General features: G+C 64.6%; 13 protein-coding genes and 1 pseudogene. 9 read left to right on the top strand and 5 right to left on the bottom strand.

What is annotated here, in order from left to right:
* Nucleotides 1-26: 26 nt before the first annotated feature.
* The 7 genes from catA (at nt 27) to AC2T3R_RS13385 (ending at nt 7,689) form a co-directional block, all read left to right on the top strand.
* Nucleotides 27-941: a catechol 1,2-dioxygenase gene (gene catA / locus AC2T3R_RS13415; protein ID WP_023661753.1), complete on the top strand. Its 915-nt coding sequence runs from the start codon at nt 27-29 to the stop codon at nt 939-941.
* Between the two features lie 148 nt (nt 942-1,089).
* The gene (locus AC2T3R_RS13410) at nt 1,090-2,289 is read left to right on the top strand and encodes a benzoate/H(+) symporter BenE family transporter (protein WP_410953046.1); all 1,200 of its coding nucleotides are present in this window, start codon (nt 1,090-1,092) and stop codon (nt 2,287-2,289) included.
* A 54-nt stretch (nt 2,290-2,343) separates the two neighbouring features.
* Nucleotides 2,344-3,594 (top strand): OprD family porin, encoded by a 1,251-nt coding sequence (locus AC2T3R_RS13405; protein ID WP_486743764.1) that lies wholly within the window; start codon nt 2,344-2,346, stop codon nt 3,592-3,594.
* A gap of 252 nt (nt 3,595-3,846) precedes the next feature.
* Complete coding sequence (locus AC2T3R_RS13400; RefSeq protein ID WP_486743763.1) at nt 3,847-4,923, top strand: metal-dependent hydrolase; 1,077 nt, start codon at nt 3,847-3,849, stop codon at nt 4,921-4,923.
* Between the two features lie 3 nt (nt 4,924-4,926).
* Nucleotides 4,927-5,619, top strand: coding sequence for a TraX family protein (locus AC2T3R_RS13395; protein WP_486743762.1), 693 nt, complete (start codon nt 4,927-4,929; stop codon nt 5,617-5,619).
* Between the two features lie 77 nt (nt 5,620-5,696).
* Nucleotides 5,697-6,608 carry a LysR family transcriptional regulator gene (locus AC2T3R_RS13390; RefSeq protein WP_039613609.1) on the top strand — a complete coding sequence of 304 codons (912 nt, stop codon included), beginning with the start codon at nt 5,697-5,699 and terminating at the stop codon, nt 6,606-6,608.
* A 100-nt stretch (nt 6,609-6,708) separates the two neighbouring features.
* Complete coding sequence (locus tag AC2T3R_RS13385) at nt 6,709-7,689, top strand: LLM class flavin-dependent oxidoreductase (RefSeq protein WP_486743761.1); 981 nt, start codon at nt 6,709-6,711, stop codon at nt 7,687-7,689.
* A gap of 145 nt (nt 7,690-7,834) precedes the next feature.
* Here AC2T3R_RS13385 and AC2T3R_RS13380 read toward each other — a convergent pair.
* From AC2T3R_RS13380 to AC2T3R_RS13360, 5 genes and pseudogenes are all read right to left on the bottom strand, one after another.
* Nucleotides 7,835-8,365 (bottom strand): annotated as a pseudogene (locus AC2T3R_RS13380) (oxidoreductase); the annotation flags it as partial.
* Between the two features lie 46 nt (nt 8,366-8,411).
* Complete coding sequence (locus AC2T3R_RS13375) at nt 8,412-9,293, bottom strand: RHS repeat-associated core domain-containing protein (protein WP_486743760.1); 882 nt, start codon at nt 9,291-9,293, stop codon at nt 8,412-8,414.
* 122 nt (nt 9,294-9,415) lie between these two features.
* Nucleotides 9,416-10,426, bottom strand: a complete 1,011-nt coding sequence (locus tag AC2T3R_RS13370) for an aldo/keto reductase (RefSeq protein WP_013972666.1) — start codon at nt 10,424-10,426, stop codon at nt 9,416-9,418.
* A 71-nt stretch (nt 10,427-10,497) separates the two neighbouring features.
* On the bottom strand, nt 10,498-12,018 hold the full coding sequence (locus AC2T3R_RS13365) for an FAD-dependent oxidoreductase (protein WP_486743759.1): 1,521 nt from the start codon (nt 12,016-12,018) through the stop codon (nt 10,498-10,500).
* Between the two features lie 198 nt (nt 12,019-12,216).
* Nucleotides 12,217-13,545 (bottom strand): MFS transporter, encoded by a 1,329-nt coding sequence (locus AC2T3R_RS13360; RefSeq protein WP_486743758.1) that lies wholly within the window; start codon nt 13,543-13,545, stop codon nt 12,217-12,219.
* A gap of 163 nt (nt 13,546-13,708) precedes the next feature.
* On the opposite strand from AC2T3R_RS13360, the gene AC2T3R_RS13355 reads away from it, so the two are divergent.
* Together AC2T3R_RS13355 and AC2T3R_RS13350 are read left to right on the top strand one after the other, a co-directional pair.
* Nucleotides 13,709-14,806 carry a sugar diacid recognition domain-containing protein gene (locus AC2T3R_RS13355; RefSeq protein ID WP_015270370.1) on the top strand — a complete coding sequence of 366 codons (1,098 nt, stop codon included), beginning with the start codon at nt 13,709-13,711 and terminating at the stop codon, nt 14,804-14,806.
* Nucleotides 14,807-15,028: 222 nt separating this feature from the next.
* Nucleotides 15,029-16,168, top strand: coding sequence for a glycerate kinase (locus AC2T3R_RS13350; protein ID WP_486743757.1), 1,140 nt, complete (start codon nt 15,029-15,031; stop codon nt 16,166-16,168).
* Nucleotides 16,169-16,315 lie beyond the last annotated feature (147 nt).

Genomic DNA, 16,315 nt, shown 5'->3' with positions numbered 1-16,315 from the left:
CAGAAAAACAACATGAGGTAAACACCATGACCGTGAAAATTTCCCACACTGCCGAGGTACAGCAGTTCTTCGAAGAGGCCGCAGGCTTTGGCAACGATGCCGGCAGCCCGCGCCTGAAGCGCATCGTGCAACGCGTGCTGCAAGACACCGCGCGGCTGATCGAAGACCTGGAAATCAGCGAAGACGAGTTCTGGCATGCCGTCGACTACCTCAACCGCCTGGGTGGCCGCGGCGAGGCCGGGTTGCTGGTGGCTGGGTTGGGCATCGAGCACTTCCTCGACCTGCTGCAGGATGCCAAGGACCAGCAAGCAGGCCTTGTCGGCGGCACTCCACGCACCATCGAAGGCCCGCTGTACGTGGCCGGCGCGCCGATCGCCGAAGGTGAAGTACGCATGGATGACGGTAGCGAGGAGGGCGTGGCCACGCCGATGTACCTCGAGGGCCAGGTGCTCGACCCACAAGGGCGGCCGTTGCCTGGGGCCACGGTCGACCTGTGGCATGCCAATACCCGTGGCACCTATTCGTTCTTCGACCAGAGCCAGTCCGAGTACAACCTGCGCCGACGCATCATCACCGATGGCGAAGGCCGCTACCGCGCGCGCTCCATCGTGCCGTCCGGGTATGGCTGCGATCCACAGGGGCCGACCCAGGAGTGCCTGGACCTGCTCGGCCGTCACGGCCAGCGTCCGGCGCATGTGCACTTCTTCATCTCGGCACCGGGGTACCGACACCTGACCACGCAGATCAACCTGGCCGGAGACAAATACCTGTGGGATGACTTTGCCTATGCCACGCGGGATGGGCTGGTGGGCGAGGTGGTGTTCGTCGAGGGCGAGGCGGGGCGACATGCCGAGTTGAAATTCGACTTCCAGTTGCAGCAGGCCCGGGGCGGTGCCGATGAGCAGCGCAGTGGGCGGCCGCGGGCCTTGCAGGAGGCCTGATCCACCGGGTTGGCTTCTTCGCGGGCTTGCCCGCTCCCACAGGGGACTGCACAGGTTTCAGGATTGTGGGAGCGGGCAAGCCTGCGAAGAAGGCAACACCAAAACAAGAGCCAGCCACAAAGGCCGGCCGCTGCCTTGCGAGAAGCTAATGAAAACCCTGATCAAGGACTGCTCACTATCGGCCCTGGTCGCCGGCTGCATCGCCACGATGATCTCCTACGCAGGCCCCTTGGTGATCATCTTCCACGCCGCAGAAGCCGCCGGCCTGTCCCATCGGCAACTGTCCTCCTGGGTCTGGGCAGTGTCCATGGGCAGTGCCGTACTCGGCGCGCTGCTCAGCCTGCGCTACCGGGTGCCGGTGGTGATCGCCTGGTCGATCCCTGGCTCGGCGCTGCTGGTCACCGCCTTGCCGCAACTGGGCCTGGAACAGGCCGTTGGCGCCTACCTGGTAGCCAACCTGGTCCTGCTGCTGATCGGCATCAGCGGGGCCTTCGACCGCATCATCGCGCGCCTGCCGGGCTCCATCGCCGCCGGCATGCAGGCCGGCATCCTGTTCAGCTTCGGCATCGAGGTGTTCCGCGCCTTGCCGGTGCAACCGCTGCTGGTACTGGCGATGTTCGTCACCTACGTGCTGATGCGCCGGGTGCAGCCGCGCTACGCCGTGGCGGCGGTGCTGTGCGTGGGCACGCTGGTGACCGTGGCCAGCGGGGCGTTTCGCAGCGAGGCATTGGTGCTGGAGCTGGCGTCGCCGCAGTGGGTCACCCCGCAGTTCAGCCTGGCAGCGGTATTCAGCCTGGCACTGCCGCTGGTGCTGGTGGCCCTTACCGGGCAGTTCATGCCGGGCATGGCAGTACTACGCAACGCCGGCTACACCACGCCGGCCAGCCCGATCATCAGCGCTAGCGCCCTGGCCGGCGCCGCGCTGGCGCCGTTCGGTTGCCACGGGCTGAACCTGGCGGCGGTCACCGCCAGCCTTTGCACCGGGCATGAGGCCCATGAAAACCCACGGCGGCGCTATGTCGCGGCGGTGGCTGGCAGTGCGCTGTACCTGCTGCTGGGGATCGCCGGGGCCACGCTGATGTCGCTGTTTGCAGCATTCCCCGCCGCCCTGATCGCTGCCCTGGCCGGGCTGGCCCTGTATGGCGCCATCAGCGAAGCCCTGGCCCGCAGCCTGGCGGAACCAACCGAGCGCGATGCCGGGCTGTTCACCTTCCTGGTCACCGCTTCGGGGGTGGCCTTCCTGGGCCTGTCGGCAGCGTTCTGGGGCCTGCTGTTCGGCCTGCTGAGCCATGGGTTGCTGAGGCTGCGCCAGCCACGTGCTCGGGAGGTGCTGCGCCGTACCCCATGAACCGCCGTGCTTCCAACGCTTTACCCATAAAAACAAGATCAAGAGAGCTTCGGAATGAACCACACCCCTTGCGTCGCCCTGGGCCTGACTTTGCTCAGCCAACCGTTGCTGGCCGCCGATGGCGGCTTCTTCGAAGATTCGAAGGCCACCCTGAGTGCCCGTAACTACTACTTCAGCCGCGACTTCTCCGACATCGTCGGGGCAAACCGGCAATCCAAGGCCGAGGAGTGGGCCCAGGGCTTCATCCTCGACTTCAAGTCGGGCTACACCCCGGGCACGGTCGGCTTTGGCATTGATGCCCTGGGCCTGCTGGGCATCAAGCTCGACAGCAGCCCAGACCGCACCAATACCGGGTTGCTGCCGGTGCACGGCAACGGCCGCGCCGCCGACGAATACAGCCGCCTGGCGCCCACCTTCAAGGCCCGGTTGTCCAAAACCGAATTGCGCGTCGGCGAACTGCAACCCAACCTGCCGGTGCTGACCTTCAGCGACATCCGCCTGTTGCCACCGACCTACCAGGGCGCCAGCCTGAGCTCGGCGGAAATCGACGGCCTGACCGTGCAGGCCGGGCACCTGGAAAGCACCCACCTGCGCAACGAAGGCGGCGACGGCAAGATGAACGCCATGCTCGGCCATGTGCCGATCCGCCAGGTAGAAAGCGACGCCTTCAACTACCTGGGCGGGGACTATGCGTTCAATGCCAACCAGAGCAGCGTCAGCCTGTGGTATGGGCAGCTTGAGGACATTTACGAACAGGGCTTTGTCGGCCTCAAGCACAGCAAGCCCCTGGGCAACTGGGTGCTCAGTGCCAACCTGGGGTATTTCACCGCGCGCGAGGACGGCGATGCGTTGCTCGGCAACATCGACAACCAGGCGTTCTTTTCGATGTTCACTGCCCGGCATGGCGGGCACAGCTTCCATGCCGGCTACCAGGGCATTTATGGCGACAGCCCGTTCCCACGGGTATTCGCCAACATCTCGCCGCTGGGTAACGAAGTGCCGACCTATGAGTTCGCCTACACCGACGAACGCTCGTACCAGGTGCGCTACGACTACAACTTCGCGGCCATGGGCGTGCCGGGGCTGACCGCGACCGTGCGCTACATAACCGGTAACAATGTCGATACCGGGCTGGGTTACGAAGGGCGCGACCGCGAGCGCGACCTGGACATCGGTTATGCGGTGCAGGGCGGTGTGCTGAAGGGGCTGGGGATCCGGGTGCGCAATGCCATGGCCCGGTCCAACTACCGCAGCGACATCGACGAGAACCGTCTGACGTTGGTGTACACCTGGCAGTTGTTCTGAATCATCCATAGAGGCATGTGCAAACCCGGTGGGAGCAGCTGTCTTATGTTGCCTGCACTGACCTCATCGCCGGCAAGCCAGCTCCCACAGGGATAGCGCATACCTTGAGCTCAACGCGGTCGGGGTGGGAGCTGGCTTGCCGGCGATGAGGCCAGTGCAGGCAGCCCGTTACAGATGCACCTTCAAGAGGAATTGCGCATTGGGCCCGGATGAAGTTAGCTTCCGGAAACCTCCCTTTCAGGAATGCCACCCTTGGACTCCATCACCCAGGCCGTACTCGGCGCGGCCTTGCAAGGTACCGTGCTTGGCCGCATCCAGGGCCGCCGCTCACTGTTGTATGGTGCGGCGCTGGGCACGCTTCCCGACCTGGACGTGATCATCCGCTACGCCGACCCGGTGTCGCAGATGACCTACCACCGCGGCTTTTCTCATTCCTTGTTCGTGCTCACCGGGCTGGCCTTGCTGCTGGCCTGGCTGGTCAACAAATGCTGGCCAGGCAAAGGCTATACCTTGCCCAGGCTGTTCCTGGCGTTCTGGCTGGTGCTGGTCACCCACCCGTTGCTCGACGCCTTCACGGTCTACGGCACGCAGTTGTTCTGGCCCTTGCAGGCCACCCCGGAAAGCTGGGCGGCGGTGTTCATCATCGACCCGGTCTACACCGTGCCGCTGCTGGCCGCGGTGATCTACGCAAGCATCAAGGGGCTGACAAGCAAGGCGGTGCAGCTAATGACCTTGGCCTTGCTCTTCAGCGCAGCCTACCTGGGGTTCGGCCTGGCCGGACGCATGGCGGCCGAGCAGCGGTTCCAGGCTGCCCTCGACCGCCAAGGCACCGCCGTCAGCCAGGTGCGTGCCGTGCCGATAGCGTTCAACAGCCTGGTCTGGCGGGTGCTTGCCAAGACCCCGGATGGCGATTACTACGAGGGCATCAGCAGCGGGTTCGACCAGCACCCGCCAGAAATGCAACGTTTGCCGCGTAATCTTCAACTGGCGCAAGCGCTGGCCGGGCACCCGTTGCACCAGCGCTTGCGCTGGTTCACCGATGACTGGCTGCGCTACGACCAGGTTGGCGATGCGCTGGTGGTCAGCGACCTGCGCATGGGCATCCCGGGTAACTACACGTTCCGCTTCAACATGGCCCACCGAGACAGCCAGGGGCACTGGATTGCCGATGTGCCGTCGCTGTGGGAGGGTGCCGGGCCAGGGGCGGCGTTCAATGGCGACGACCTGGTGCTGATCTGGCGACGGATCGTCGAGCAGCAGCCACCTTTGCCGCTGGCCGCCTGGACCGATCGCTACCTGGGGCCTGCCACAGTCGAGCGCGGGCGCTGAGGCGTGCGTTCAGCCGGGCTGGACCTGGTCAAGTGGACGGCGATGCTGACCATGGTCGCCGACCACCTGCGTTTTCTGTGGCCTGATGCCGATGGCTTGTTCGTGGTTGGCCGGTTGGCGTTTCCACTGTTTTGCCTGGCGATTGCGGTGAATGTGGCGCGCACCAGGTGCGGTGCGCTCTATACCCGCGGCAACCTGCGTTATCTGGGGCTGATGCTGGTGTTCGCAGTGCTGTCGGAACCTGCGTACCGTTGGCTGGACAGTGGTTCGTCAACGTTCAGCGTGATGCCGACCCTGGTGTTGGGGTTGCTGGTTGCCTGGGGTGTGCATCATCCGTTGATTTCGGCGCGCGTGCTTGGCTTTTCCGGTCTGCTTGCAGGGTGGCTGTTCAGTGAACAGCTGATGTACGGGCTGCCGGGGGTGATGCTGCCGGGCACCTGGTTGATGGCCCGGCGCAAGGAAGGGGCGGCCTGGTTGTTGCCCAGCCTGTTGGCCATGGCTGGGAACCTGACCAACAGCTGGTTGCAGGAGCATCTGTTGGCGCCGTTTACCGTGCTGACGCTGATGGCCGCGGCCTTGGCGATTCCGCTCGGGTGGTCGTTGCTGCGTCAGGAGGGTTGGCGGGTGCCTGCGGTGGGGCGTTGGGGTTACCTGTTCTATCCGGTGCATTTACTGGTGATCAAGGTCTTCGCTTGATCGCTCTCGACAGTCCTGCTTGCATTTCACAAATCCATACCTATCTAAACCAGCCGCACCAGACTCAGGAACCTCCCATGGAACCCAACCGCTTCGGCGACATCGCCGCCTTCGTCAGCGCCGCGAGGGCCGGCAGTTTTACCGCCGCCGCCGCCACCTTGGGCCTGACGCGCTCGGCGGTGGGCAAGAGCATCGCTCGCCTGGAGGCGCGCATGGCCGTGCGCTTGCTCAACCGCACCACGCGCAAGCTGAGCCTGACCGACGAGGGCCTGGTGGCCTACGAGCGCTGGCGGCAGATTCTGGATGACCTGGACGAGGTGGAAAGCACCATGGCCCAGCGCCGTGGCAAGCCCACCGGCACCCTGCGCCTGACAGCACCCCTGTCGTTCGGCCAGCGCCATGTGCTGCCGATTCTCGACCGGTACCTGAAGCAGTGGCCCGAGCTGCGCGCGGACATCCGCTTCACCGACCGTTTCGTCGACCTGGTCGAGGAGGGTATCGACGTTGCGGTGCGTATCGGTGTACCGAAGGAAGACTCGCAACTCTTGACCCGTACGGTGGCCTGGCAGCAGTTCGTCACCTGCGCCTCGCCCGCATACCTGGACGCACGCGGCGTACCACAGGTGCCCGGCGACCTCTACGGCCATGACAAGATCGCCTTCCTGGCCGGCGAAAAGGTCATGCCGTGGCGCTTTCATACCGAAGCGGGGCTGCACCTGTGCGAAGACCCCGGGCGGTTGAACATCGACAGCTCCGAGGCAATGCTCGCCGGCGCCCGGGCGGGTTTCGGGCTGATTCACCTGCCCACCTACATCACCGGCGACGACCTGCGCGCCGGCACCCTGGTGGAGGTGCTGCAAGCCTATCGGCCACCGGCGGACCCGATTCGCATCGTGTACCCAAGCAAGCGCCACCTGTCGCCGCGCGTACGCGGCTTCATCGACCTGCTGGTAGCCAGTTGGGAACCGGGCGTGCCCTGGGAAGACTGATTGGGGAATGGCAGGCCCCTATGCCGGGCCTGAAGCCGGGTTTATCACTGGCTGCGCAGCAGGGAAACTGGCAGTCACTGATAATCCCTGTGGAGACCCCATGACTGCACTGTCCGTACTGGACCTGGTCATGATCGGCGAAGGCAAGACCTTCGCCGACGCGATCGAAGAGTCCCGCCAACTGGCGCGCCATGTCGAGCAACAGCACTACAGCCGCTACTGGATCGCCGAGCACCACGACATGCCGGGCATCGGCTCGGCCGCCACGTCACTGGTCATCAACGAAATCGCCAACGCCACCCGGCATATCCGCGTCGGCGCCGGTGGCATCATGCTGCCCAACCACGCGCCGCTGGTGGTGGCCGAGCAGTTCGGTACGCTCGACACCCTGCACCCTGGCCGCATCGATCTGGGCCTCGGCCGTGCGCCGGGCAGCTCCGGGCCTACCGTGCGCGCCTTGCGTGGTGCTGCGCCAGAGCGCGACTTCAGCCAGGACATCGCCGAACTGCGCGACTACCTGGCTGAAAATGGCAAACGGCGGGTGCGCGGCGTGCCTGGCAAGCATGACATACCGGTGTGGATTCTCGGCTCCAGCCTGTTCGGTGCCGACCTGGCAGCGAAACTGGGCCTGCCCTATGCCTTCGCCTCGCACTTTGCCCCGCGCTACCTGCTGCAGGCCATTGCCCATTACCGGGCCAACTTCCAGCCTTCGGCACAACTGGCCAAGCCGTATGTGATGGTGGGCATGAACCTGTTCGCCGCCGACAGCGACGCCGAGGCGGATTACCTGGCCAGCTCCCATCGCAAGTGGATGCTGGACTTGCATGTCGGGCGCTTCGGCCTGTTGCCCAAGCCGCAGGAGGGGTATGTCGAAGGCCTGCCGGACCATGAGCGCGCGGTACTTGAGCAGGTGATGGCCTGCACTGTGGCCGGCGGGCCGGAGCGGGTAAGGGAAGGGTTGCGCACCCTGATCGAGCAGACCGGTGCGGATGAACTGATGATCGACTGCCGCATCCACGACCTGCTGGCGCGGCAGCGTTCGCATGCCTATGCCGCGCAGGCCCTGGCTGAACTGAGCTAAGCCCTACAGGCCTCTTCGCGGGCACGCCCGCTCCCACAAGGCCCCCACAGGATGCAAGACCTGCGCAATACCTGTGGGAGCGGGCGTGCCCGCGAAGAGGCCTGCACAGGAAAAAAAGGGAGCCCATGAGCTCCCTCTTTCAGCATCACGCCCGCTTGAGGAACGGATAATCCGTATACCCCTCAGCCCCATTGGCATAATCGAACTGCGCCCGGTGCGCATTCAACGGCGCCTGCACCCGCAGCCGCTCTACCAGGTCCGGGTTGGCAATGAAGCAGCGCCCGAACGCTACGGCATCGATCAAGCCACGCCCGATCAGGTCTTCACCTTTCTCGGCGGTGTAGGCACCGGCAGCAATGATCACCCCCGGGTAGACCGCACGAATCGCCTGGCGGAATTCGTCACGCAGCGGCTTGCTACCGGCCCAGTCCGGTTCGGACAGGTGCAGGTAGGCAAGGTTGCGCTTGGCCAGTTCGCGGATCAGGTACAGGCCTGCGGCTTCCTGGTCTTCGCCATTGTCCACGCCATTGTCCACGCCATTGAAACCACCCAGCGGGAACACACGGATACCCACGCGTTCGGCGCTCCAGTTGGCAATCGCCGCGTCCACTGCTTCAAGCACGATACGCGCACGGTTCTCGACGCTGCCGCCGCAGCGGTCTTCGCGTTGGTTCCGGCATTGGTCTCCCCAATGGTGATAGAGACTGGCAGCCAATCTTCAGTCAGTTCTTCCTTGTAAGAAGTACTGCAGCTGTTATACCTCCGACAATACCGATAACTGCAAGAATGGATATCGCCGGATACCTTCTGGCGATGCTGTAGGGAAGATAGATCGCGATCTGGAGATTTTGCATGATAGTGCCTGGTCGATTCCACGCCTGACTGAGGTTAAAACTCTCCCCCTCATTGAGGTTTGCAGGACTTTCCCCACCTGAACCTATTCGTCTCAATTCAGTTTCTTGCGGACGCGCTCTTGCAGCTTGGTGGCCTCTGTGGTCTGACTGAGGGCTGGACTGGTTGGAGATGTTCAACGACGAACTTGGTGGCGGATTACTGCCACCTCGCGCAGAGTTTCGGTTTGGAGAAATTCTTGAAAAAAGTCTTGAAAAAAGTGTTGAAGGACGTCCTGAAGGAAGTCTTGGCGGAGAAGAAACATAAAACCTGCGCAACCCTGTCGGATCGGCGAAATTCACAGGGTCACCTTCGCAGTAGGTATAGCAATTGGTTCCCCCTTTCCCGAACGGGCTCAATGGGTCGGGACTGTTGAATCTTGCCCTGGCGAGATAAAACCGTTTGGCTTGCCCAAGCGGATAGCCGAGCGTCACGACATCCAGATACTCGCCATTGAAGCCTGCGAGTACCTTCCCCGAATCATCAGGAGAAAAACCGTAAGGCGTGTAAGCACGAATACGCTGTTGCCCCCGCGCATTCAGCACCGATCCGTTCGAATCGGTCTGCAGCAGCATTGAATGTTCATCCGTTCTGGCGTCCAGCTGCGCAAGCAGCTTCTCGGCGTATAGCAACCTTGCGTGTTTGTCGCGATACCTGGACACCAAACGGTCCTGTTGATAGAAAAAACGGTCAGTGACGGCGGTGGATGACATGGCTACGCCCCGTTCAAGTGAGTGACCTCACCCTATGCAGAGCAGCACTGGTGGACAACTGGCAGAAATACCAGGCCGCGCCTTGTGACTGCTGCTCGATGCCACGCGTGTGTTGACAAGTGTTAATGCACGGTAATTCTGCCGCTAACAAAATGCGCCACATCATTGAACCCCGGCGTCGACGCATGCCCTGGTGTGACCAGCGAATCAATGAACGCTTCATCCTCCGCCGTGATCTTCACTGCCAGCGCCCCGCCATAGGTATCCCACTGTTCTTCGGTCCGCGGCCCGACAATCGCCGAACTGACCAGCCGATTGTTCAGTACCCAGGCAATCGCGAACTCGACGATACCCACGCCCTTGGCCTCCACATAGGCCTGGATCTGCCGGGCAATGGCCAGCGACTCCTGGCGCCATTCCACCTCCATGATGCGCTTGTCCTGGCGCCCGGCCCGGCTACCGGCATCCGGCACCGCCCCCGGCGCATACTTGCCGCTGAGCACGCCCCGCGCGAGCGGGCTGAACGGCACCACGCCCAGGCCATGGGCTGCCGCAGCGGTAAGCTGCTCCGGTTCGGCCTGGCGATTGACGATGTTGTACAGCGGCTGGCTCACCACCGGCCTGGGCACGCCCAGGCGCTCGGCAATGTGGCACGCCTCGGCGATGCGCCAGCCGCGGAAGTTGGACACGCCCCAGTAGCGGATCTTGCCTTGGCGCAGCAGGTCGCCGATGGCCTGCACGGTTTCCTCCAGCGGCACCTTGTGGTCTTCGCGGTGCAGGTAGTAGATATCCAGGTAGTCCATGTCCATGCGCGTCAGCGTGGCATCGAGGGCATTGAAGATGTGCTTGCGCGACAGGCCGCTGCGGTTGGGAAGGCCATCGGCCGGGCCAAAGCCGACCTTGCTGGCCACGATCCAGTCATGGCGATGGCGGGCCACCGCTTCGCCGACGATTTCCTCCGCGCGTCCGGCGTTGTACACGTCTGCAGTGTCGATGAAGTTGATGCCCTGGTCCCAGGCCTTGTCGATGATGCGCAGGGCGTCCTCGGTGCTGGTCTGCTCGCCGAACATCATGCTGCCCAGAGTAAGGGCGGAAACCTGCAGGCCACTGTGGCCGAGGGGGCGGTAGATCATGCGCTTGGGTCCTTGTGCGGTCGGCAGATCTACCCGTTTTACACACAACCGGGGCGCAATGAAAGGCAGCCTCAACCGATCAGCGCCAATGCCTCCTGCAAGGTCAACGGGCGCTTCAGGCGTTGCGACAGCGTCGCCATGGCATCGGAATACCCCTTGGCGACAACTGCCTCGACCCGCTCATCCACGCATTGCAAGGCAATGAAGTTGCCTTTTTCCGGCTCGCCGACGAACTCGATACGGTTCCAGTCCCGCGCGTGGCCCAGTACTTCGTAGGTGCGGCCGTGCTGGTAGGTCCAGAAGAACGGTACGTCGGCGTAGCGGCGCTGCTCGCCGAGCATGTTGGCCGCGGCGATCACCCCATGTTGCTGGGCCAGCCGCCAGTGTTCGATACGCACCGGGCGCCCGCTGAGGGGGAAGGTGGCGATATCCCCCGCGGCCCACAGGCCATCTGCAGCGCGCATTTCAGCGTCCACTTGCACCGACTTGTCCTCGGTCAGCAGCACGCCCTGAATGAGCGCGGTCGCAGGTCTTACCCCGGTACCCAGCAGCACCAATGGCGTCTGTAGCCGCTCACCGTTGGCCAGCAGCACGGCCTCGACCTTGCCCTGGCCCTCGATCCGTACGACCTCGGTAGGGCCGTGGAAGGTGACCCCCTTGCGTTCGTGCAACTCGCGGATGCTACGGCCAATGCGCTCGCCCAGTTGCCGGGCCAGGGGGACCTCATGGCGGGTGATCAGGTGCACCTGCACGCCGTACTTGCGCAAGGCCGACGCGGCTTCCAGGCCGATGAAGCCATCGCCGACGATCACTGCCGGCTGGCCGGGCTCGGCAGCATCCAGCAGGTGCGCGGCATCCTCCCGTGAACGCAGGGTGAATACCCCAGGCAGGTCGACGCCCGGGATATCGGGCCGCAGCGCCTTGCCGCCGGTGGCCAGCAGGCAGGCGTCGTAGTCGATCTGCTGGCCGTCGGCCAGGGTGATCTGGCGTTTCTGGGTGTTCAGTGTGCGCACCTTGCCATGCTTGCGCTCCAGCTGGCCCTTGCGCAGGGCGTCGGCGTCGAGCAGGGCCGGCACTTCATCGGGCGGCATCTGCCCGGCGATCACGAACTTGCTCAGGGAAGTACGATCGTAGGCTGGTTGGCGCTCCTGATCGATCCAGACCAGGCGGCCGGCAAAGCCATGGGCCAGCAGGGTGGAAACTGCGGCACTGCCCGCGGCACCAGCGCCGACCACCACGAAACAGCGGGCGTCGCTGTGGCGGGGCGGTTCGGTTCTGGGCAGGGGTTGGTCGTCGACCCAGACCTCGTCGCCCTTGACCCAGGTTTTGTAGCGGCGCAGGTCGGCCAGGGCCGGCGGCTCGCAGACCGCGCCCTCGTCCACGGCGAACGCGGCCTTGTGCCAGGGGCATACCAGCAGGCCGCCGCACACCACGCCTTCATTGAGTGGCGCGCCTTCGTGGGGGCAGTTGCCCTGGTAGGCGTGCACCTGGTCGCCTTGGCGGATGAGGATGATCTCCTCGCTGCCGGCCTGGACGCGCAGGGGGCGGTGTTCGTCGAGTTGGGCCAGGCGAGCCACGGCGTGCTGGGTCATGGGGGTTCTCCAAAGGGGCCTTTGGAACCATTTGACGCCTGGGCTGGGGATGGGATGCGTTGAGCTGACGATCGGTGGAGGGTGTGGATTTTATGTGGCCTGGGCTGGCCTCTTCGCGGGCCTGCCCGCTCCCACAGGGATACCACAGCGTTCGAGCTTGTGGTGATCCTGTGGGAGCGGGCGAGCCCGCGAATGGGTTCAACTGGCCCTTGCAGTACTCAGCGCACCAGCCCGGGTAACCCGCAAGGCCACCAGGCTACCCAGCACGATCAACGCCGCCAGCGAATACAGCGCAGCATCGGTCGAGCCGGTCTGGTCCTTGATGAAACCGACCAGGTACGGGCTGAGGAAGCCGGCCATCTGGCCCACCGAGTTGATGATCGCCAGGCCCGCGACAGCCGCGCCGGCGCTGAGCAGCGCGGTGGGCATCGGCCAGAACATCGGCAGGCCGGTGAGTGCGCCCATGGTGGCGATCGACAGGCCAAGGATGGCAATGGTCGGGTTGCCGGCGAAGTTCACCGCGATCAGCAGGCCGATGGCGCCCATCAGCATCGGCACCACAAGATGCCAGCGGCGCTCGTTGCGCAGGTCGGCAGAACGCCCGCAGAGGATCATGAACACGCCGGCCAGCAGGTACGGGATGGCGCTGAGCCAGCCGATCAGCAGCGGGTTGTCGAAGCCCATGTTCTTGATGATTGACGGCAGCCAGAAGTTGATCGCATACACACCGCTCTGGATGCAGAAGTAGACAAAGCCGAAGGTCCAGATCAGCGGGTTGGTCAGCACGGCGAGCACGCCGTCGCCGGTGGTGCTCGGCTTGCTGGCGGCATCGGCGTCCAGGTCGGCGGCGATCAGCTGACGTTCGGCCGGGCTCAGCCAGGCGGCTTTCTGGTAGCCGTCACTGAGCAGGAACACCGCCAGTACACCCAGGGCAACGGTCGGCAGGCCCTGGATCAGGAACATCCATTGCCAGCCGGCCAGGCCGTGCTGGCCGGCGGCGAAGTGTTGGAGGATCCAGCCGGAGAACGGCCCGCCGAGCAGGCCCGATACCGGGATCGCCGACATGAACAGCGCCATGATGCGGCCGCGGCGGGCCGCCGGGAACCAGCGCGAAAGGTACAGCACCACGCCCGGGAAGAAGCCGGCTTCGGCGGCGCCGGTCAACAGGCGCAAGGCGTAGAACTCGGTGGGCGTGGTGACGAACAGCAGGCAGCTGGAGAGGCTGCCCCAGGCGATCATCATCAGCGCGATCCAGCGCCGCGGGCCGAAGCGGTTGAGCGCTAGGTTGCTCGGCAGGCCGCAGAGCACATAGCCGATGAAGAAGATGCCGGCGCCAAGGCCGTACACCGTTTCGCTGAACTTCAGGGTGTCGAGCATCTGCAGCTTGGCAAAGCCGACGTTGACGCGGTCCAGGTAGTTGAACAGGTAGCAGATGAAAATGAACGGAATCAGCCGCAGGGTGATGCGCCGGTACAGCGCGTTGCGGGTGGTGTCCGTGCCTTGGTCAGGGGCGGGGCTGTATGCCATGATCGGGTTCTCTGTTGTTATGGTTGTCGCCGCGTCGCCTGTTCCGGCGCTCGCCCTGACGAGTCTCGGGGACCGCGGCGTGCCTGTCTTTGTGCTTTTGCACAGCACTTGCACCGGGCTGCTGTGCCCGAGCCCAAATCCCTGACACCCAAAGGACCGCTCAATGTTCGAACTCGACCATGACCTGGCGCAGGATATCGTTGACCGCGCGATGGCCATTCTGCCATGCAACGTCAATGTCATGGACAGCCAGGGGTTGATCCTCGGCAGTGGCGAACCTGAGCGTATCAACACCCGCCACGAGGGTGCGCAACTGGTGCTGGCCAACGGCCGCATCGTCGAACTGGATACGGACGCTGCCAAGTGCCTCAAAGGCGTGCAGCCCGGGGTGAACCTGCCGCTGATGCTGGATGGCCGATTGATGGGCGTACTCGGCCTGACCGGTGACCCGCAGCAAGTGCGCACCTATGGCGAGCTGGTGCGCATGACCGCCGAAATGCTGCTGGCCCAGCGCCATTTGCAGGCCGACCAGCAATGGCGACGGCAGCGCTGTGACGATTTGCTGGCCCTGCTGCTGGGCGGCAGCGGCGATTCCCCCCGGTTGCTCGACGAGGCCCGGCAACTGGGCCTCAAGCCCCAGCTGCCGCGGGTACCGTGCCTGTTCGAGCTGGCCTCGGGGCCAGCCGCCGAAACCCTGGCGGCATGGTTGATGAGCCGCTACCCGGACAGTTGGTGCGTAAGCCCGGCACGCCAGTCGTTGTTGTGGTGTCGCCCGGCAGGTGTGGCGCTGGACGAACCTCGCCTGCTGGAACGCCTGCAGCGCCATGGCTGGGACGTGGAGCGGCTGGCCCTGGGCAGTGTCGCGCAAAGCCTGGAGCAACTGCGCCGGGGTTATCGCCGGGTGCGCGACCTGTTGGCCTATGGGCGCGAGGTACTGCCCGGCGAGCGCTTGCTCAGCCTGCAGCGCTACCGGTTGCCGGCATTGCTGTGGCGGCACCGCAACGATGATGCGCTGGATGAATTGCTGGAACCGTTGCAACGTATTCGCAGCAAGGACAGCAGCGGGCAATTGCTCACCACCCTGCGCGCCTGGTGTGCCCATGACGGCCAGAGCCAGGCCTGTGCCGATGCCCTGGGCATTCACCGCAACAGCTTGCGCTACCGCCTGGAGCGGATTGCCGAGCTGGGCGAGGTCGACCCGCTGCGCATGGAAGGGATGCTTAGCCTGTACCTGGGGTTGCAGCTGCTGCCTGCCGACTGAAGGGCCGCCTGCACCGGCCCTATCGCCGGCAAGCCAGCTCCCACAGGATGCATGCTGCTCTCAGGCCTGTGTTGAACCTGTGGGCGCTGGCTTGCCGGCGATAGGGCCAGTGCAGGTGAAAGGCATCTGCCCAAACAACCCGCCCGGCGTTTTGTGCATTTGACCGAGGCCACCTTTGCAGCCACCTGTCAGCATGCCGCTCATCAGGACAGGAGAAACCCCATGAAGATCGTCATTGCCCCCGATTCGTTCAAGGACAGCCTCGACGCGGCCGGTGTCGCTCGCGCCATCGCGGCGGGCCTGGCCGAGGCCTGGCCGGAGGCCGAGCTGGTCGAGTGCCCGATGGCCGACGGTGGCGAAGGCACCATGGATGCGATTCTTGCCGCCAGCCACGGCGAGCTGCGTCGTCAGACGGTACGCGGGCCGTTGGGGCAAAGCGTGGAGGCGGGCTGGGGCTGGCTGCCGCAAAGCCGCACGGCGATCATCGAAATGGCCCAGGCCAGTGGCCTGCAACTGGTGCCCACTGGCCGCCGCGATGCCTGCCGCAGCAGCACCTGGGGTACCGGCGAGCTGATTGCCGCCGCCCTGGCCGCCGGCGCGCAAAGGGTAGTGCTGGCTATCGGTGGCAGCGCCACCAACGACGCGGGCAGCGGCATGTTGCGGGCGCTGGGCCTGCGCCTGCTGGACGCCCACGGGCAAGCGCTGGAAGAGGGCGGCCTGGCCTTGGCCAAGCTGGCCCGTATCGATGCCAGCGACCTTGACCCGCGCCTGGCCGAGGTGCAGTTCGAAGTCGCGGCAGACGTCGACAACCCGCTGTGTGGCGCCAACGGCGCATCGGCAATCTTCGGCCCGCAGAAGGGCGCCAACCCACAGCAGGTGAAGGCGCTGGACCAGGCCCTGGGGCATTTTGCCGACCATTGTGCGCAACTGCTGGGTGAGGATGTGCGGGACTACCCAGGCTGTGGCGCTGCTGGTGGCATGGGGTTCGCAGCCCGGGCCTTCATGGGCGCGCAATTCCGCCCTGGGGTGGAAGTGGTGGCCGAACTGGCCGGCCTGGATGCCATGGTGCAAGGTGCAGACCTGGTAGTGACCGGCGAAGGGCGCTTCGACGCCCAGACCTTGCGTGGCAAGACGCCGATGGGGGTGGCTCGGGTTGCCAAGCGCCATGGGGTGCCGGTGGTGGTGCTGGCCGGCACCTTGGGTGAAGGCTACCAGCAGCTGTATGCCCATGGCGTCGACGCTGCCTTTGCCTTGGCCAGCGGGCCGATGAGCCTGGAGCAGGCTTGTGCAAATGCTGCTGAGCTGCTGCGGGCGCGGGCTTGTGATATCGGGCGGCTGTGGCGCTGCGCAACGCGAACTTGATCGACCGCTGCAGTCTGCCGCACCCCGCGCTTGGTCATTGATTTTTTTGTTGTTATCGTAGAAAGGAGAATCGAAGGTAGCCAGCAAATGCCCGTCACAGAGCCTTTCCACGATAACGTTGCGGTCTTTACCGATGCCGCACAGGGC

Source organism: Pseudomonas sp. PVC-5-1 (assembly GCF_057444345.1).
The sequence above is the reverse complement of the archived record's forward strand: the minus strand, read 5'-3'. Positions and strand labels throughout refer to the sequence as shown.

Bases quoted from the DNA above. Each gene is read 5' to 3' on its own strand.
- AC2T3R_RS13405 (WP_486743764.1), top strand. From the start codon at position 2,344: ATGAACCACACCCCTTGCGTCGCCCTGGGCCTGACTTTGCTCAGCCAA.
- AC2T3R_RS13355 (WP_015270370.1), top strand. From the start codon at position 13,709: ATGTTCGAACTCGACCATGACCTGGCGCAGGATATCGTTGACCGCGCG.
- AC2T3R_RS13365 (WP_486743759.1), bottom strand. From the start codon at position 12,018: ATGACCCAGCACGCCGTGGCTCGCCTGGCCCAACTCGACGAACACCGC.
- catA (WP_023661753.1), top strand. From the start codon at position 27: ATGACCGTGAAAATTTCCCACACTGCCGAGGTACAGCAGTTCTTCGAA.
- AC2T3R_RS13370 (WP_013972666.1), bottom strand. From the start codon at position 10,426: ATGATCTACCGCCCCCTCGGCCACAGTGGCCTGCAGGTTTCCGCCCTT.
- AC2T3R_RS13350 (WP_486743757.1), top strand. From the start codon at position 15,029: ATGAAGATCGTCATTGCCCCCGATTCGTTCAAGGACAGCCTCGACGCG.
- AC2T3R_RS13410 (WP_410953046.1), top strand. From the start codon at position 1,090: ATGAAAACCCTGATCAAGGACTGCTCACTATCGGCCCTGGTCGCCGGC.
- AC2T3R_RS13360 (WP_486743758.1), bottom strand. From the start codon at position 13,545: ATGGCATACAGCCCCGCCCCTGACCAAGGCACGGACACCACCCGCAAC.
- AC2T3R_RS13375 (WP_486743760.1), bottom strand. From the start codon at position 9,293: ATGTCATCCACCGCCGTCACTGACCGTTTTTTCTATCAACAGGACCGT.
- AC2T3R_RS13390 (WP_039613609.1), top strand. From the start codon at position 5,697: ATGGAACCCAACCGCTTCGGCGACATCGCCGCCTTCGTCAGCGCCGCG.
- AC2T3R_RS13385 (WP_486743761.1), top strand. From the start codon at position 6,709: ATGACTGCACTGTCCGTACTGGACCTGGTCATGATCGGCGAAGGCAAG.